The sequence below is a fragment of the Pseudoalteromonas sp. genome (genome assembly GCF_036960685.1).
Taxonomy (GTDB): Bacteria; Pseudomonadota; Gammaproteobacteria; order Enterobacterales; family Alteromonadaceae; genus Pseudoalteromonas.
In genome coordinates, this window is record NZ_JBALXK010000017.1 from 43,592 (window position 1) to 60,357 (window position 16,766).

At 38.7% G+C, this 16,766-nt stretch carries 13 protein-coding genes; 2 read left to right on the forward strand and 11 right to left on the reverse strand.

Annotated features, from left to right (window positions below; all coding sequences use genetic code 11):
- Position 1: 1 nt before the first annotated feature.
- The 4 genes from V7783_RS14240 to V7783_RS14255 form a co-directional block, all read right to left on the reverse strand.
- A complete protein-coding gene (locus V7783_RS14240; protein WP_335679271.1) occupies positions 2-1,456 on the reverse strand; it encodes a circularly permuted type 2 ATP-grasp protein in 1,455 nt (484 codons plus the stop codon).
- 43 nt (positions 1,457-1,499) lie between these two features.
- Complete coding sequence (locus V7783_RS14245; protein ID WP_335679272.1) at positions 1,500-2,378, reverse strand: transglutaminase family protein; 879 nt, start codon at positions 2,376-2,378, stop codon at positions 1,500-1,502.
- Entirely contained in the window at positions 2,375-4,894 is a 2,520-nt protein-coding gene (locus tag V7783_RS14250) for a circularly permuted type 2 ATP-grasp protein (protein ID WP_335679273.1), read from the reverse strand. The genes V7783_RS14245 and V7783_RS14250 overlap by 4 nt, the downstream gene beginning before the upstream one ends.
- A gap of 119 nt (positions 4,895-5,013) precedes the next feature.
- A complete protein-coding gene (locus V7783_RS14255) occupies positions 5,014-8,325 on the reverse strand; it encodes a transglutaminase family protein (protein WP_335679274.1) in 3,312 nt (1,103 codons plus the stop codon).
- Positions 8,326-8,863: 538 nt separating this feature from the next.
- Here V7783_RS14255 and V7783_RS14260 point away from each other — a divergent pair.
- Both V7783_RS14260 and V7783_RS14265 read left to right on the forward strand, forming a co-directional pair.
- Positions 8,864-9,667, forward strand: a complete 804-nt coding sequence (locus V7783_RS14260; protein ID WP_335679275.1) for an SHOCT domain-containing protein — start codon at positions 8,864-8,866, stop codon at positions 9,665-9,667.
- 44 nt (positions 9,668-9,711) lie between these two features.
- Positions 9,712-10,893, forward strand: a complete 1,182-nt coding sequence (locus V7783_RS14265; protein WP_335679276.1) for a zinc-binding metallopeptidase family protein — start codon at positions 9,712-9,714, stop codon at positions 10,891-10,893.
- Between the two features lie 173 nt (positions 10,894-11,066).
- Here the strand turns inward: V7783_RS14265 and V7783_RS14270 are convergent, their stop codons facing one another.
- The 7 genes from V7783_RS14270 to V7783_RS14300 all read right to left on the reverse strand — a co-directional run bounded on the left by V7783_RS14270 (position 11,067) and on the right by V7783_RS14300 (position 16,737).
- The gene (locus V7783_RS14270; protein ID WP_335679277.1) at positions 11,067-11,909 is read right to left on the reverse strand and encodes an alpha/beta hydrolase; all 843 of its coding nucleotides are present in this window, start codon (positions 11,907-11,909) and stop codon (positions 11,067-11,069) included.
- Positions 11,910-12,039: 130 nt separating this feature from the next.
- A complete protein-coding gene (locus V7783_RS14275; RefSeq protein ID WP_335679278.1) occupies positions 12,040-12,447 on the reverse strand; it encodes a zinc-ribbon domain containing protein in 408 nt (135 codons plus the stop codon).
- 288 nt (positions 12,448-12,735) lie between these two features.
- On the reverse strand, positions 12,736-13,647 hold the full coding sequence (locus tag V7783_RS14280; protein ID WP_335679279.1) for a hypothetical protein: 912 nt from the start codon (positions 13,645-13,647) through the stop codon (positions 12,736-12,738).
- Positions 13,648-14,304: 657 nt separating this feature from the next.
- Entirely contained in the window at positions 14,305-14,637 is a 333-nt protein-coding gene (locus V7783_RS14285; RefSeq protein WP_335679280.1) for a YggL family protein, read from the reverse strand.
- A gap of 529 nt (positions 14,638-15,166) precedes the next feature.
- Positions 15,167-15,436, reverse strand: a complete 270-nt coding sequence (locus V7783_RS14290; RefSeq protein WP_335679281.1) for a hypothetical protein — start codon at positions 15,434-15,436, stop codon at positions 15,167-15,169.
- Positions 15,437-15,515: 79 nt separating this feature from the next.
- Positions 15,516-16,148 (reverse strand): hypothetical protein, encoded by a 633-nt coding sequence (locus V7783_RS14295; RefSeq protein ID WP_335679282.1) that lies wholly within the window; start codon positions 16,146-16,148, stop codon positions 15,516-15,518.
- 121 nt (positions 16,149-16,269) lie between these two features.
- Positions 16,270-16,737, reverse strand: a complete 468-nt coding sequence (locus V7783_RS14300) for a hypothetical protein (protein ID WP_335679283.1) — start codon at positions 16,735-16,737, stop codon at positions 16,270-16,272.
- Positions 16,738-16,766: the final 29 nt, after the last annotated feature.

Here is a 16,766-nt window from a genome sequence, read left to right on the forward strand (position 1 = left end):
ATTATTTAGCCTCTTCGTCAACTATCCATGTATCTTTACTGCCACCGCCTTGTGATGAATTTACCACTAAAGAACCTTTGATCATGGCTACGCGCGTTAAACCACCAGTAGTGATTTGTGTATCATTGCCTGACGACAAAATAAACGGTCGCAGATCTACATGACGACCCTGTGGTTCAGTCCCATCAAAGGTTGGTACTGTCGATAAATCAAGTGTAGGTTGGGCAACCCAGTTACGAGGGTCTGCTTTTATTTGTGCAATGGTTTCTTGTTGCTCTTTCTTAGTCGATTTTGGACCAATTAATAAACCATAGCCGCCAGATTCATTGGCAGGTTTGACGACTAGTTTGTCGATATTTTTAATAACGTAATCACATTCTTTAGGGTCTAAACATTTATACGTTGGTACATTTTCTATTTTTGGTTCTTCACCCAAGTAATATTTTATAATGTCAGGCACGTAAGCATAAACCACTTTATCATCTGCAACGCCAGCGCCAGGTGCATTAACAAGTGCCACATTGCCCTTAGACCAAGCACGCATTAAACCAGGCACACCTAACTGTGATTCGGGTAAGAAGGCTTCTGGATCTAAAAACAAGTCATCGATACGACGATATATTACATCGACTCGCTGTAAGCCAGTAATTGTGCGCATATAAACACAGTCATCTTTTTCAACAACTAAATCACGACCTTCTACCAATTCACAGCCCATTTCTTGAGCTAAATAACAGTGCTCAAAATAGGCAGAATTGAACACACCCGGTGTTAATACCACAACTTCTGGTTTATCGTCTGGGCGCGGTGACATGGCAGCTAGCATATCAAATAGCTGTGATGGGTAATCATCAACAGGTAAAATCGACACTTCCTCAAATAGCTCCGGAAATACTCGCTTCATAACAGAGCGGTTCTCGAGCATGTAAGACACGCCTGAGGGGACCCGCAAGTTATCTTCAAGCACATACATGGTGCCTTTACCATCACGAACCAGATCTGAGCCGCAAATGTGCGCCCAAATTTTATTTGGCGGGGTTATTCCGACACATTGCTGGCGAAAATTAACCGACTTTTCAAGTAACCCTTTAGGAAAAATACCATCTTTAATTATTTTTTGATCATGGTATAAATCATCTATAAATAGGTTAAGCGCTTCAACACGTTGCTTTAAACCAACTTCAACGTTTTGCCATTCTTTTTTACCAATCGTTCTTGGGATAATATCGAACGGCCACGCTCGATCAATCATATTACCTTCATTATAAACAGTGAACGTAATCCCCATTTCTTTAATGGCTAGATCAGCTACGGCTCTGGCTTTAGCTAATTCTTGTTTAGATAAGCTGGAAAAAAACTCTGCTAACTGCTTACCATGGGATCGAACATTGCCTTGCGCGTCTATTAATTCGTCAAAAAAGCCATTAGTTTTATACGCTTTCCAGTCAATTTTCATACATCCTTCCGCCTTGTCCATTTTAAATACGAAGTTGTTTTAATTACTCCAATCGAATCATATCCACTGCCACATCTAGCAACTGAGATCCGCCACCAAATACCACTCCTTTTAAAGGGGTTACATCTGAGAAGTCACGCCCAACAGCTAAAGTAACATGTTGCTCTTTAGGGAGAACATTATTGGTCGGATCAAAGTCGACCCAACCAAGCTGAGGTACAAAAATAGAGAACCATGCATGTGTTGCATCTGCTCCTTCTAACTTTTCTTCGCCCTCTGGAGGTAAAGTTTCTATATAGCCACTTACATAGCGAGCTGCTAAACCAATACTTCGTAAGCACGCTAACGCGAAATGTGCAAAATCTTGGCAAACGCCCCTTTTTTGTGCAAATACCACGCTCAACGGTGTGCTAATAGTGGTAAAACCAGGATCATACTTAAACTCATGAAATATTCGTGCCATGAGATCTTTGCACCCTTCAATTAAACCAATATCAGGTTTGAAAGAGGTGAGCGCATATTCCTGTATACCATCGACAATCGGTGTCAATTGGGATGGCAAAATGAACTCAGATGTTTTTAATAACGCAGTGGTATTTGGCTTTTCTAAAAGACTGCGAGCTTCGTGCCACGGCATATCAGCGTCATGTAAATTACTATTAGCTGAAACTAACAGCTCTACTTCACTGGTCATTGTCACTATCAGTTTTCTATGTTGTGTCGCTATTTCGAAAGCCGTTACTTTGTTATCAAAGTAGTCGGTAAACTCTTGAATAAAATGTGCCGCCGGTTCAATCTCAATACGACTGCTATGGCATACCTGAGCACGATTGCTCTTCGGCGTTAATCTAGCTTGATTTTGACACAAGCTAACGTAGTCAGCATAGCGATATGTTGTCTTATGTTTTATTTTATATTTCACGATTGGGCTTGCTCAATATTAGTCCAATTTAATTTATTTGCGGTTTGTGTGTGTGAAAAGTACTGTAATAACAATACATCGCAAACCGTTTCCAAGTTTACGCGTATATTGTGGGTGAACTCGATGAGCTGTTCACGCACACCCGAATCTGTTAATTGCAAATAATCTTTTTCTGTTACGTAACAACTTGTTTTAGAGAGTAAAATTGCTTTTTCGTGTGCAGCAATAACACCTTGTCTTCGCTTCGTAGGTAAATGCTGACAGAGCTGGTTTATTTGCTCTAATTGAAAAAGTAATGAACGCGGGTATTCGGCATCAAGCAACAATAATTCCAACCCAGTACCAATACTCTGATACATACGATAACGGCGCTTATGCGTCACTAAGCTAACTTGGCTACTCAAAACGGCTTCGAGTAGACCTAGCTCTTCAGCCTGTTCAAGTTCCTGAGTGAGTAAAGACGCAGTTAAAGAGGTAATTTGTAAACTGCGTTCAATGCGGCGTCCCATTTCTAGTAAAAACCAGCCATTACTGTTCGGCATACAGTCCATTAAGGAGCCGTTAAATGCCATAATTAAACCAATCACTTTATCGAGAATACTTTGCATAGCACGAGATGAAATATTAAGATTTACATGTTTTAGTACTTTAATTTGATCATTGATTTCATCAAGAATGCGACGACTATCATGTGATAACAGTTCTTGAATTTGCACTGAGCCATTTGCCAAGTAGCGTAATGTATTTATGATGCTTCCCCCACGTAACTCATCGGCTAAAAGAGCAAACGCGGTTTCTTTAGATTCTGACGGTTCACATTCTTTTAGCTGCATTGCCTGCTCGACATAAGGGTAAACAATATGCTGATCACCAATTGCCGTCATTAACCTAGCGACCGTGTTGCGGCGAATTGAATCAGGGTAAATAGCAAGCTCAGTGTACCTATCAATAAATATACGCAATATTCTTATAGTGTTTTCACAACGCTCTAAATAGCGACCTAGCCAAAATAAATGCTCCGCTGTCCGACTAGAAACGACACCTTCGAGTAAAGTAACATCCATTCTTTTTTTGATCGGAACAGGCGGGCTTTGCTCAATCAAATCTAAGTCCTGACTGGTATTGATCCATGTGTCTTTAAGCCAGCCGCCTTGAGCTTTTAAACCTTTATATTCGGCAGAAAAACACAGTGCTGAGGGCAAAACTTCAACACCACTTTCAGTTGATAATGCATAACACCTAAATATAACGGGTTTAGCAATTAACTTACCATCATCCCAAAATGGCGCACTACTAAATACTGGCTTTTCTTTAAAGTAATAATCATTCGATTGTTTATTAATAAGTTTTTGAATTTTATCAGCTTCTATATCACCATCTAATTTTAGATTAGTATCCTTATAACTACCAAGTTCATATAATGGCCAGTCTGAGACTTTAACTTGTTCAATACTGTAATATTTTGGTCCATCAAGTAATAAAGGTTGCTGTAGAAATTGCTCTGATAAACCTGCTAAATTAGACTGAATTGCAACTGATGACAGTACACCGCTGCCAAAAGGATTTAATACTTTGACCGAGCCTTGACGTACAGCTTGCAATAAACCGGGTATACCATGTAATGAATACTCTGTTTGTTCTAATGAATCGATGCTTTTATCAGGTATCCAGCGCAAAATGACATTTATTTTCCCCAAACCTTGCAGTGACTTTAAACAAACCTCACCGCCGCGTACAGTTAGATCAGCACTTTGAACTAATGTGTAACCAAAGTAAGTAGATATAAATGCATGCTCATTATAATTTGGGTCATCAATCCCTTGCGTTAAAATAACGATACGCGGGTCATCCATATAATGGATAAAATCGTTAATCCCCTTTTGAAACAGGTTTAAAAACTCTTTTATTTGCTGAACATTACATTCGGCAAATTCCTCAGCCATCACTCGCCTAGCAATGATACGATTTTTAAGTAATAAGCCTAAGCCGAGCGGACACTGGCAGTGATCTGCCAACACTTTAAATTCACCCGAGGGGGTACGGTAAATATCCACGGCAGTAAAAAACAATTTTAGCTCATCAATTGGTAAGCTAAATCCTTCACGTAAATAATGGCTGTCTTGATACAATTGCTGAGCTGAAATTTGCCAACTAATAAGCAGGTCTTGCTGCGAATAAATATCTTGTTGAATATGATTAAGTAATAGTGTTCTTTGCTTAATGCCCTGTTCAAGTGTATTCCAGTCTTCGCGAGAAAACATAAACGGTAACGGATCAAAATGCCATTGCTGATCCCGCTCACTTTTTATATTACCATTTTGCAAAAGCTGTCTTATTTCAATAGCACGACTACTCACATCGTCTGCGCTAAGATTAGCCAGACGATTAAAAAGTGTATCCCAATGCTCAGGGTTCAGGCCACTGTGATTTGCCAGCTCATCATGGTTATGAGTTTTCTCAAGATATAAAGACAACCAAGTAGGTAATTGTGGCATCGCATTATTATTAATGTACAAACTAAAAGCACTCCGCAGAGATAGAATTAAACACCATTGTAGTTCAATATTTTGCCAAATTGCTTAGAAATAACGTCTTCAACTTAAGTATATTTAAATTAAAATCGTTTATTGCTTTATTACCTAAATCTTGGCTGCCTTCTTAAATCAAGCGTGTTTGGGTAGTCATTATTGATGCTCTCTTCATCAGGCACGACAAACTCACTTACCGTCTCAGCTGACTCAAAACTGCGTGTCACTGCCGAAGGGCTCCAACTCGGTTCACTCGTCGCTAATAATGAAGGAGTATGACCATGCTCCCAAAAACGTGCTACACGCCTACCTTCTGCTTCAAATGCATTTACAGGGAGCGTTTCAGGGTTGCGCCCACCAGCGTGACTAACATGGTATACAAAGCCACCGAGTGAACGCCCCTCCCACGTATCAATTAAATCAAATACCAAAGGTGCGTGCACACCAATTGTTGGGTGTAACGCTGTAGGAGGCTGCCATGCTCGGTATCTAATGCCAGCAACCATTTCATCCTTGGCTTTGCCTTTAACGGTCTTAAGAGGAACTCGACGGCCATTACACGAAACGATATAACGGTCGCTGATTGTCCCTAGTACTTTTATTTGCACCCGCTCTAAAGATGAGTCTACATAACGGGCTGTGCCAGAGGCACTCGCTTCTTCGCCTAATACATGCCAAGGCTCAATTGCCGTTCTTAATTCTAAAGTGACATCATCTAGCTCTCTGGTACCACAAACAGGGAATCTAAATTCAAAAAATGGATTTAACCAACTTAATTGAAAAGCAAAGCCCGCTTCTTGTAAATCTCGTGCAACTTCAGCTAAATCATTTTCAACATACTCAGGCAATAAAAATTTATCATGTAACTCAGTTCCCCAACGTACTAATGGCTTGTGATATGGCTTTTTCCAAAACCAAGCTAATAAAGTTCTCAGCAGCAACATTTGCACTAAACTCATTTGCGAATGAGGGGGCATTTCAAAGCCTCTAAATTCTACAATACCTAATCGCCCGGTTGCTGAATCTGGCGAGTAAAGTTTATCAATGCAAAATTCTGCTCTGTGGGTATTGCCTGTTAAATCAACGAGCAAGTTACGCAATAACCTATCAACCAACCAAGGTTCAGGTACTTCTCCCTCTGGCATATGTGAAAATGCAATTTCAAGCTCATACAATAGTTCATCGCGAGCCTCATCCACCCGAGGTGCTTGGCTCGTTGGGCCAATAAATAATCCTGAAAATAAGTACGATAAACCAGGGTGATGCTGCCAATACGTTATAAAACTTCTTAATATATCTGGACGTCGCAGAAATGGGCTTTGCTCTGGTGTTTCTCCACCAAGTGTTACATGGTTACCGCCGCCAGTACCTGTGTGCCGGCCATCAGCCATAAATTTATCTGTGCCTAAGCGAGTTTGCTTTGCCAGATCGTACAGTGTTGTTGTGCGCTCAACTAACTGCTGCCAAGAAGTAGATGGATGAATATTTACCTCAATCACACCTGGATCAGGCGTCACCGCATATTTTTCAACTCGGCTGTCTTTGGGTGGACTGTAGCCTTCGATGATAACAGGGATTTTTAATGCTTTTGCTGTATTTTCAATCGCATTTAACAGCGCAATATAGTGTTCAAAATGGCTCGTTGGTGGCATAAAAATATATAAACGCCCTTCTCTGACCTCCAATGCCATTGCGGTCTTTATCATTTGCTGGCCAATAAAGCCCTTTTTAATTTTTTTGTCTTTACTAAAACCTTCAGGAATATCGAACGGATCACGTTCTATAATATTGCCTGACCACTGAAGGCTATCAAGGGGTAATCTATAACCAAGTGGTGATTCACCCGGTAATAAAAAACAATATTCGCGTTTAAATTCCCATATACAAGACTGCCAACAATATTTTGAATCGTTAAATTGCAGCGGTAGAACATAACCAATGGGGTTTTCTAACCCCTGCTCCATCTTAGCTAAAAAGCCTTTTCGACTCATGGCATTAAGTAATTCTGGTTGCTTAGGGCTTACCTCTTTAGGGAGGGATGCTTCTTGCCATAAATGATACAAGATATCTTCATAGGCAGTTGTGATTGCTTTTGTATCAAGGCCAAACTCGCCACATAACTTTTCTATAAAGCGCTTAGCATCGGTGTGCTCTAATTTGTAATTTTTATTAGGATCAGCTAACAAACTGGCATCGTGCCACAACGCTTTACCATCTTTACGCCAATAACACGCATATTGCCAACGCGGTAACGGTTCACCAGGGTACCACTTACCTTGGCCGTAATGAGTAAAACCACCTTTTGTGTATACTTTGTTCATGGCTACAAATAGATTTTGTGCCAAGACACGTTTTTCTTTGCCGTCCGCTTCTGTATTCCACTGCGGATGCTCCATATCATCGATAGAAATAAACGTCGGTTCACCACCCATTGTAAGGTGAACACCTTCTTGGTCGAATATATCATCAACTTGTTGACCTAAACGGTTTATAGCTGCCCATTGTGTTTGAGAATAGGGCTTAGTTACACGTGGGTCTTCATGCACACGGGTTACTTTGTTATAAAAACTAAACTCTGATTTGCACTCGTCTATTCCCCCTGACACCGGGGCCGCTGAGCTAGGCTCTGGGGTACAAGCAAGTGGAATATGTCCTTCGCCAGCAAATAGACCAGAGGTAGGATCAAGTCCAATCCAGCCAGCGCCAGGTATATAAACTTCAGTCCAAGCATGTAAATCTGTAAAGTCTTCTTCTGGCCCACTTGGGCCGTCAAGTGACTTTTGATCTGAGGTAAGCTGAATCAAATAACCCGATACAAAACGCGCTGCTAGGCCTAAATGACGAAAAAGCTGTACCAAAAGCCAGGCTGAATCTCTACATGAGCCTGTTTTTTTAGTCAGTGTTTCGTTGGCAGTTTGTACTCCCGGCTCTAAACGTATGCCATAGCCCACCAAGTTATAAATGGCTTGATTAACGGCCACTAAAAAATCAACACTTCTTATTGGTTGCTCTGGTTGTAACGACTCAATTAACGTTTGAAACTTAGGACTTGGCTTACGTTTTTTTAAATATGGAGTTAGTTCAGCTTTAGAAATTTTATCGTATTCAAACGGAAACTCTTCTGCATATTCTTCTAAAAAGAAGTCAAACGGATTTATCACCGTCATCTCAGCAACTAAGTCCACAGTAAAACTAAATTCTGTAGTGGGCTTATTAAACACCACCCTTGCTTGGTAATTGCCAAAAGGGTCTTGCTGCCAATTGATATAATGGTCTTCTGGAATTATTTTTAATGAATAACTTTTTATTTTTGTGCGACTGTGGGGGGCTGGGCGTAAGCGAAAAACATGTGGTCCCATATTTACAGAACGGTCGTATTTATATTGAGTATGGTGCGCTATACCAACAGTAATCGTCATCTATTAAATCCTCTTTAATTTTGTATAGCCATTTTTTATCGCTTGACTGGGTAGTAACTAAAACTACCTGGTTAGTTATGAAGCAATATACATTCCATTTAATTCATATAATCAAATCAGCATTTTAGTGTAAAAATCAAGCAAAAGCCTTGTTTGCTGACACAACCAATAAAAATCAGAGCATTTGTTAAACTATTTGGTGCAACAAGGTGCACCAAGTTAGATAAGTTTTTTATAAAACGTAGGAAACCTCATCACCTTATAGGTAGCTCACGATGAAAAGTTACAGTACGTTGTTGAACTGAATCACAGTTAAAAAATAGTTCACAATTAAACCCTATCTAAGGGCTATAACAATGGTATAGTAGCTTGATTTTTAATCATCCTTAAATGCAAACTAGCAAGCTTAGTGCGTTTAAACAAGCAAAGTCGGCAGTGAATTATGCTTTTTATTAGTCCCACTGTGTAAGATAAATTGTTTATATCAAGCAGCGTTATCGTAATTCACTCTTATCGACCCCTATTAAGGACTCTTATTATGCAAACATTAACAGACATTGGTGACAACTTAGTGAAAGGCATTTCTGCGCGTTATGGTTTGAGCTATGAGGCTGTTGTGCATATGTTAGTTGCGGTTAATAATGGCGGTTGTTCAATGGCGCAATTTAACTGCCCTGAACTTGGCGGGTCTGGTCAATGGATGCGCGGCGGAATGACAATGGTCGGTGACATGTTTAATAATGGCTTAAAGAACACCGTTGATAACTTGTGTAATGAGCTTGCAACCGTATTAAGCAATAACCAAGTTTTTCCTGTAATACCCGCTGGCACGCCGGGCAGTAATCAATGGTGGCCGAATAACTTAGGGACTCCTTCAAGTACAGGGGCACAGAATAATACCCGCTATGCTGTTTTTAATAATCGTTTAGCTGTTGAACAAAATGGCAAAGTAACCTTGTACGATACGCTCGATCATCAAATTGGCGGCGTTAGCCAACAACAAGGAGGCAACGCCTCGCTTACCTTTAACAGTCAATGGGGAAATATCAGCGTTACTAGTTTACCGATTATCTCAAATGATAGTGCGGCTAACACGCCACCAGTTCAAAACACTAACTTTGCTCAACCTGAGGCTTTCATTCAACATCCTTCTTTTCAACCTGAGGAGGCTTTTGAACAACAAACAGAAAAGCAAGTATCACCATCCAATGTTAATGCAGCACAATACTCTGTCACAGAAACGCTTGAAATAATTGAAAAACTTGCACAGCTCTATGACTGCGGTGCTTTAACCGAGTCTGAGTTTAATGACAAAAAATCAGATTTATTAAATCGTATTTAGATCAGTAGTTAATTACTTTATGTTTATTAATGAGTGCATGATGTATGAAAACCTTCAAGTGTAATTGTAAAGACGACCAAATTTTATTTTTTGAAAGTAGTCATTGTATTGCTTGTCAAAAAACAGTGGGCATAGATGACGAATTTTCTGCTGTTGAGCCCTATGAATTTGATGAAAGTACCGGGCTATACTACAAACAATCTGCCCCCCAGTCGCATTACAAAAAATGTGATAATAATGCTCAGTATGGTGCATGCAATGGTATGGTCAATATGGATAGTTTTATACCTAAAGCTGATTCTGAAGAAGTGCTATGTTTTGCCTGTAAATTTAACGAAACAATTCCAGATTTAAGCATCAATGAACATATACCGCTGTGGACTAAAATGGAAACGGCAAAACGTCGTGCTCTGTATACGCTAAAAGCACTCGGCGTGCCTTTAAATAACCTTGTTCAAGATCCACAAAGCGGACTTAGTTTTGACTTTATCACTGACCGTAGTGTAATTGATCACTTTGCCACAAAACTTGAAGGCCAAGACAATGTTTTTACAGGCCACGATTGCGGACATATTACCATCAATTTAGCGGAAGCTGATGATGTTGCACGCTCACAAACCAAGCTCGCTATGGGTGAACGCTATCGTACTTTGCTTGGACATTTTCGCCATGAATTAGGCCACTACTATTTTGATCAATTAATTGTGGGTTGTCCTAAAAAGCATGCTTTGTGTAAACAATACTTTGGTGATGACTCACTGGATTACCAGCTAGCAATCGATGCCCATTATAAAAATGGCGCGCCAGCTAACTGGCACGAACATTTCATCAGTGAATATGCCACTATGCACCCTTTCGAAGATTGGGCAGAAACATGGGCTCACTACATGCATATAATAGACACATTGGAAACAGCAAAAAACTTTTCTATTACAGGCTCAACCACTGGTAACGAATTTGATATAGAAGATGCGGATGAGCTAAGATTGCCGCAAAATTCATATTATTTTTATGCCCAAACATCGATAGATAGTCTGCTTGATAGTTGGATGGAATTTTCAGTTATTTTAAACTCTTTAAATCGCAGCATGGGCTTAGCAGATGCTTACCCGTTTGTATTAACGCAGTCTGTAAGAACTAAACTGTCATTTATTCATCACGCTATTCACAATAGGCTCAATTTGATGCCTGAGTTAAATGCTATTACAACAGTTGATAAAGATTAAAATAGCCCATAGTGTTACAGGATAGATCAATACAATGCTCAGTTTAACTTTATAGTGATTTTTCATACACGAATAGTTTATCTGAGCATTGCATCTTCACAGCCTAATTCCCTCACCGATTGTATTTATATTTTATAATGTAAAAATTATAATCGAGCGCCCGAGTATTAAACTCATTTATCTATCTTTTGCATGTGGCTAGTTAAAAACAAAAATTGATAAGGAATAACTTTTTGCCAATAGTGCCAGTCATGTATACCGGGGCGTTCTACATAATCATGGCGGATCCTAAGTGCTAATAACGCGTCATGAAGTTCACGGTTTTGCTCAATAAAAAAATCATCAACACCAATATCAAGCATAATAGGCAGGTTATCAGCGGTTTTCTTCCAACGTGTATTACCCGCAGCCAGTTTATGTAAATTATTGATGATGGATGCATTATCCCAGCGCTGTGGATATTGGCTATACTCACCTAATACCTTTTCAATACCAAACTCAGCAGCAAAGGGCCGTAAATCCACACCACCAGACATAGACGTAACCGCGGCAAATACCTGTTGGTTATTAATAGCAACGTTCAATGCACCATAACCTCCCATTGATAGGCCAGTGATCCCCCGCCCCACTTTAGACCGATTGGTCGAATAGGTGTTATCTATATAATTTACTACATCTTCTGCTATATAAGTTTCATATTGTGAATCATTAAGCACTGGCGAATTTAAATACCAAGCGCCGTAGTTACCGTCTGGGTTTACAACTATCACATCATACTGATCTGCTAATTGTTCTATATCAGTTAATTTAGTCCAATCAGTGTGGTTACCGCTAAAACCATGTAATACATAGATCACATTGTAACGTTTATCGCTCGAATAATTATCCGGCAGGACTACCGTTATCGGCTGTTCTATCTTTGTTTTTTGCCCAACGAAAGTGCTGCTCTTAACTTCAAATGCAACTGCGTTGCTACTAAGCACAAGGCTAAAAATGATGACAAATAAATGTTTCATATTGTTATTTTATTAGTGATGTAATTGTATTTTTATCATTCCACTGTTTTTACATGAAGTAAATAACTAATTTATCATACAATTAAAGCCACTAATGAGTAAAATTAACCTAATTGTTTCCATAACTTCACTATACATTACTTTTCAGGTGCTTTTTGACGAAATCTATCCTTGCAAGATTCGCCTTTTTTCCGAACTTTGGATAAAGCTCCAACATCCCCAACCATTGAGTAAGAAATTCTCTATTTGATAGTGCTTTAGGTTTATTTTCGCAGTATTCACGCTCGACTCTATATAACTCAGCCTTGATTGCCCGCATTTGTTTCCAGCAGCTCAAGCATAGTTGACGCTCAGTCCACATATACTCTTTTCTTACTTCATAAGCCTGCTTTTGCTCTTCAGCAAGAAATACAGCCTCACAATTACATTTGATGCAAACGTATTTAATATCTTCATAATACGCTGCGAGAAATTCGTGGCCGACAGAGCGCTTTGATTCTTGCGAGTATTCATTTCTATTTATCGGAACTTTATTCATTGGCGTATTAACCATTTTCGTTATGTTAAGTCGAGAGACAGTAAAGTGATACATTGAGTATCAGCTTTTACGCATATGCCTATTTATGTAATATGTTTTACGCATGCTAATATAAGCCTTCAAGTTAATCCTCATTTACTTCTCTTTCTCTGCTCTTTGTGCAAAAAATCTTTAAATGTATTTTATTCACAAAGAGGTTTAGAGACGCTGCGCTTTAGAGGAATATAAGCAAATACTGTGCTAATAATGTAAGGATTATTGCGTAGCGCTCCTTATATGTATTTGCCGTTAGGTGGATTTACTTTTGCTGCCTTTTATGAAATAGATGGATAAGAGTACACACAAAGCGGCGCTAACAATAAATGATGGTATAGCAAAAGCCTGAATTCGTGAGAAATAATCTGACCCAATTGCAGGCAAAGCCATGACGCTCGGCAGTACTATCACAAATATTGTTGCAGCTGGAAAAGGTAGTGGTGTAGCCAAGATGGTTGCAAACAAAGCAAATATTGCTCGCTTGTTAACAACTGTAAACTTAGTACGGTTTAGTGTTTTTATTATTATAAACCCAAAAATTCCAATCGAAATCGTATAAACAATTAGCCACCACACCCCGCCAGTAAGAAAATTTATAGCAGAGACCTTGTAAAATTCTTTTTGGTTTGTTTCAGGGGGTGAAAATATAATATTTATGGGCATATTATGATTTGATTCTACAAATGAAAGTATCTCTTCATATAACTTATGTCCCTCGATTGAAAAACCTCCTGGCCTGTAGTTGTAGATATTCAATTCCAAAGCTGGAGAATCGGATATTACTGATTCTGAGCTCGGGTAATTTACAAAACGCTTTTTGATCGTAAGGTCTGAGTAATCAATTATTACCACATCCACTTCTAATTCTTCGCTCTTAAAACGCCTTGTTCGATGGATTCTACTTATTAGGTCGTTATTAGTATTAGCGATGGAATTACCCTTATGCTTTCCACTACTCCACTTTAGTAGATCAAGCATTTCTTCATCTTTTCCCAGATCGACAAAACCTTTAGCCTGAAGAAAGTCTCTAATACTGCCCTGCAGTGTATTGAGTTGATTTGCATCAGTAACATCGAAATGCAACGTGGCACGTGGGACGCTGTATGATGAGCCACATGATATGAGCATTATGGATAAAAGTATTATAAGAACTGTGCTTCGCATGTCTCTTACATCTAACGAGCCTGTAGAATAACCCGTTTTTATTTATTTTTATTGATGTATTACCATAGCCGAGTTTCTATTTTGATTCAATTAGTTACTTCGATTTTACGTAAAATATAAAGAGAGGGTTTGCTGTTGCTTTAATTGACGTTTTGCCGGTGTTTGAGTCGCTTATTTAAGGAGATAAGGGTTAGTTTTATTAAAGTAATGTGTATTACGCATGCTAATATAAGCCTTCAAGTTAATCCTCATTTACTTCTCATTCCCTGCTCTTTGTGCAAAAAAAATTTAATTGAATTATTCACAAAGAGGTCAAGAGACGCTGCGCTTTAGAGGAATATAGATTCTAAACCCAGAACTATTTACATGGTTGGGGATACTATTCCCTAATAGCCTACGTTTATAAGCTAACGGAATGTTGCGAACGACTCGTCATAGCATTAGCTTCTAGCACCAAGGTAGGCACTTAGAAGCGAATGCCCTTGTAGAAGCTCGAAAACAAAAGGAATTAACATTACACTGAACCTTGTGACTATTAAGCGTAACAAGGCTCAGCGTTATTGAGAAATAACTGAACTAATTACAGGCTCCCCGCCCAATGCACTTCCAGCCAATAAAAAGCGCATGATGGACTGGAGGAAACCTCCGGCTACCCGATTATACGCCGTAATTTGCGTCTACCAACTCACCAACAACAATATTATTTGCTGCTTTATTATTGTTAAGCCAAGCCGTAATTTTGTCTTTATCTTCATTAGTTGCTGATGCATAACGATGCTCTGAACAAATAAAGGCACTAAATTCTTTAGTGTCTCCGCCACCACCAATCATTAGTTCATGGTCTTCAACAAAAGATACTAATTGATTTAAAAACAAGTCAAACTCATCTGAACTTGCAACATCTATTGAGCATGAAATTTCAAAACCTAAAATGGCAAACTCATCTAAATATAATTTTTTACGTAATCTACGACTCTTGATACTGCGCATAATTATCCCTAAGCATATAACGAGCTTGTAAGATCACTCGTTTTTAATTTGTTTTTATTAATGTATTAACCATAACCTAGAGCCTATTTTGATTCAATTAGTTACTTCGATTTTACGTAAAATATAAAAAGAGGATTTGCTGTTGCTTTAATTGGCGTTTTGCCGGTGTTTGAGTCGCTTATTTAAGGAGAGAAGGGTTAGTTTTATTAAAGTAGTGTGTATTACGCATGCTAATATAAGCCTTCAAGTTAATCCTCATTTACTTCTCACTCCCTTCTCTTTGTGCAAAAAAATTTAGTGAATTATTCACAAAGAGGTCAAAAGATGCTGCGCTTTAGAGGATAAAAGCAAATGCTGTGCTAATAATTGCGTAGTGCACCTTATATTTGTTTGCCGTAAGCTACGTGCTTAACAGCCACATCCACAGACGAAGTAAGCGAATGCGTTTATTGATTTGAAGTTGACCGTCACTGTATAAAACGGTCAAAGAAATACTAGTGCCTATTGAAAGGGTTAAGGCTCATATGTGTTATATGGCAACTTGCTCAGCCACTTTTGCCTGAATTTTATTTACCAATTCAGTTGAACCTTTGATTGATAAACCTTCATAGGTTTCGGAATATATCCTAATTTTTTTAGAATTGATATTTGCTTCCCAAACCGATATTTCCTGAGAACCTACGACGTTATAATTCTTTTCTTTAACTGTCGCACCAAAGCTAGCCAAGACAATTTTAAGTGCCTCGAATAGTTGATCATCAGTTTCTGAGCCTAAAATTACAGTTGAAGTGCCAAACATATCCCTTGCCATATAACGCCCAAATAATGGGCGAATATCAGTTGGTTAAAATAAGCGACGTAGGAGCAAAAACCAACTGTTATTTGTCCTGATTAATTTGCTTGTTAGCTTTCGCATCTAGCCCCAACTCTCTACATGAATGCAGTACACTCAAAAAGAAAATAGCCACTAAGTCTAAGCCAAAACCAAGTTGGCCTAAGTTTTCACCAGTATAGAATCTAAAATCGGTGCTTAATATGTTAGCCCTAAAGAATAATTCACCTTCTATCCCAATCAAAAAGCTGCCTAAGCCTGTATAGGTAAAAAACAAAGTGCCGGTGTTTATAGTTAAAATTTGAAGAATTTGATTAAGATAAGATAGCTCATACCCGTAGCGTGATCTTTTTAAGAGTTTATAGCCGGCTACCCCATTAAAAACAGCAATGACTCCATAAACAATTAAGTCTAATAATTCCATGGAGCCAATTAGCACATCAGCAAAGGCAATAGTAAAACCAACACATGTTGCTATTTGCAGCCAACTCAATAGTTTGACCCTGTTTTCAGTTGAGAAAGTAAATTCTTCTTGGTCTTGTTTTTGAGCAACCTCAATTTCAGGTTTTCTGTTTTCAACTTCCAACACTAATTTTTTATAATTTTCCGGATGTGCATCTTTATCTATATTATTGAGGCAATCCATTAATTCATTGACTGAATACTTCGAGTAATCCATATGTCTCCAAGAAAGCTAACGCCCGCATAACGGCAAAAATACGTAGTCTATAATAACGAGCGAAGCGAGGGAGCCTGCGTGTTTTTGTCCCTAGCGAGCGCAGCGAGTGTTAATGCGTTTGTTAGCTTTCTTTACTAACTTCGACTTTTAAAATGCAATTATTCGATACATATAACGCCACTAATTTGCCCGCTTGTAAAACACCACCATTTGAAATTGTTTGATGATAGCAGGGAGAATTAACGTAATAATCAATTTCGATTTCTCTATCAGCTATTTTAATCAAATCGCCAGGAGCATGCCCTTCTTTTGGTTGGGTGCGTAACACACTAACTTTTCCTTTAATGACCTCAAACTCTTTTGACTGAAAGGACATGTATGTTGAGACATGATTAATAATCAAACAAAGCAAAATAAGTGGAGCCGTAATTGAGACTGTACCACCCCAAAATATAGTAAAACGTCTTTTCGCATAATCTTTATTTTTATATGCATATAACAGTGCCGCAGGTCCCAACACTGAAAATATTAGTAAGACTTTCACTTGTTCAAAACTAGGCAAAAAAGAAATTTGGTAGACTGTTTCCATACGCTCGATTCGATAAGAAAGCTAACGCC

Excerpts from the sequence above, each read along its gene's own strand:
- V7783_RS14270 (WP_335679277.1), bottom strand. The coding sequence starts at position 11,909 with ATGAAACATTTATTTGTCATCATTTTTAGCCTTGTGCTTAGTAGCAAC.
- V7783_RS14255 (WP_335679274.1), bottom strand. The coding sequence starts at position 8,325 with ATGACGATTACTGTTGGTATAGCGCACCATACTCAATATAAATACGAC.
- V7783_RS14240 (WP_335679271.1), bottom strand. The coding sequence starts at position 1,456 with ATGAAAATTGACTGGAAAGCGTATAAAACTAATGGCTTTTTTGACGAA.
- V7783_RS14260 (WP_335679275.1), top strand. The coding sequence starts at position 8,864 with ATGCAAACATTAACAGACATTGGTGACAACTTAGTGAAAGGCATTTCT.
- V7783_RS14275 (WP_335679278.1), bottom strand. The coding sequence starts at position 12,447 with ATGAATAAAGTTCCGATAAATAGAAATGAATACTCGCAAGAATCAAAG.
- V7783_RS14265 (WP_335679276.1), top strand. The coding sequence starts at position 9,712 with ATGAAAACCTTCAAGTGTAATTGTAAAGACGACCAAATTTTATTTTTT.
- V7783_RS14290 (WP_335679281.1), bottom strand. The coding sequence starts at position 15,436 with ATGTTTGGCACTTCAACTGTAATTTTAGGCTCAGAAACTGATGATCAA.
- V7783_RS14280 (WP_335679279.1), bottom strand. The coding sequence starts at position 13,647 with ATGCGAAGCACAGTTCTTATAATACTTTTATCCATAATGCTCATATCA.
- V7783_RS14295 (WP_335679282.1), bottom strand. The coding sequence starts at position 16,148 with ATGGATTACTCGAAGTATTCAGTCAATGAATTAATGGATTGCCTCAAT.
- V7783_RS14285 (WP_335679280.1), bottom strand. The coding sequence starts at position 14,637 with ATGCGCAGTATCAAGAGTCGTAGATTACGTAAAAAATTATATTTAGAT.
- V7783_RS14300 (WP_335679283.1), bottom strand. The coding sequence starts at position 16,737 with ATGGAAACAGTCTACCAAATTTCTTTTTTGCCTAGTTTTGAACAAGTG.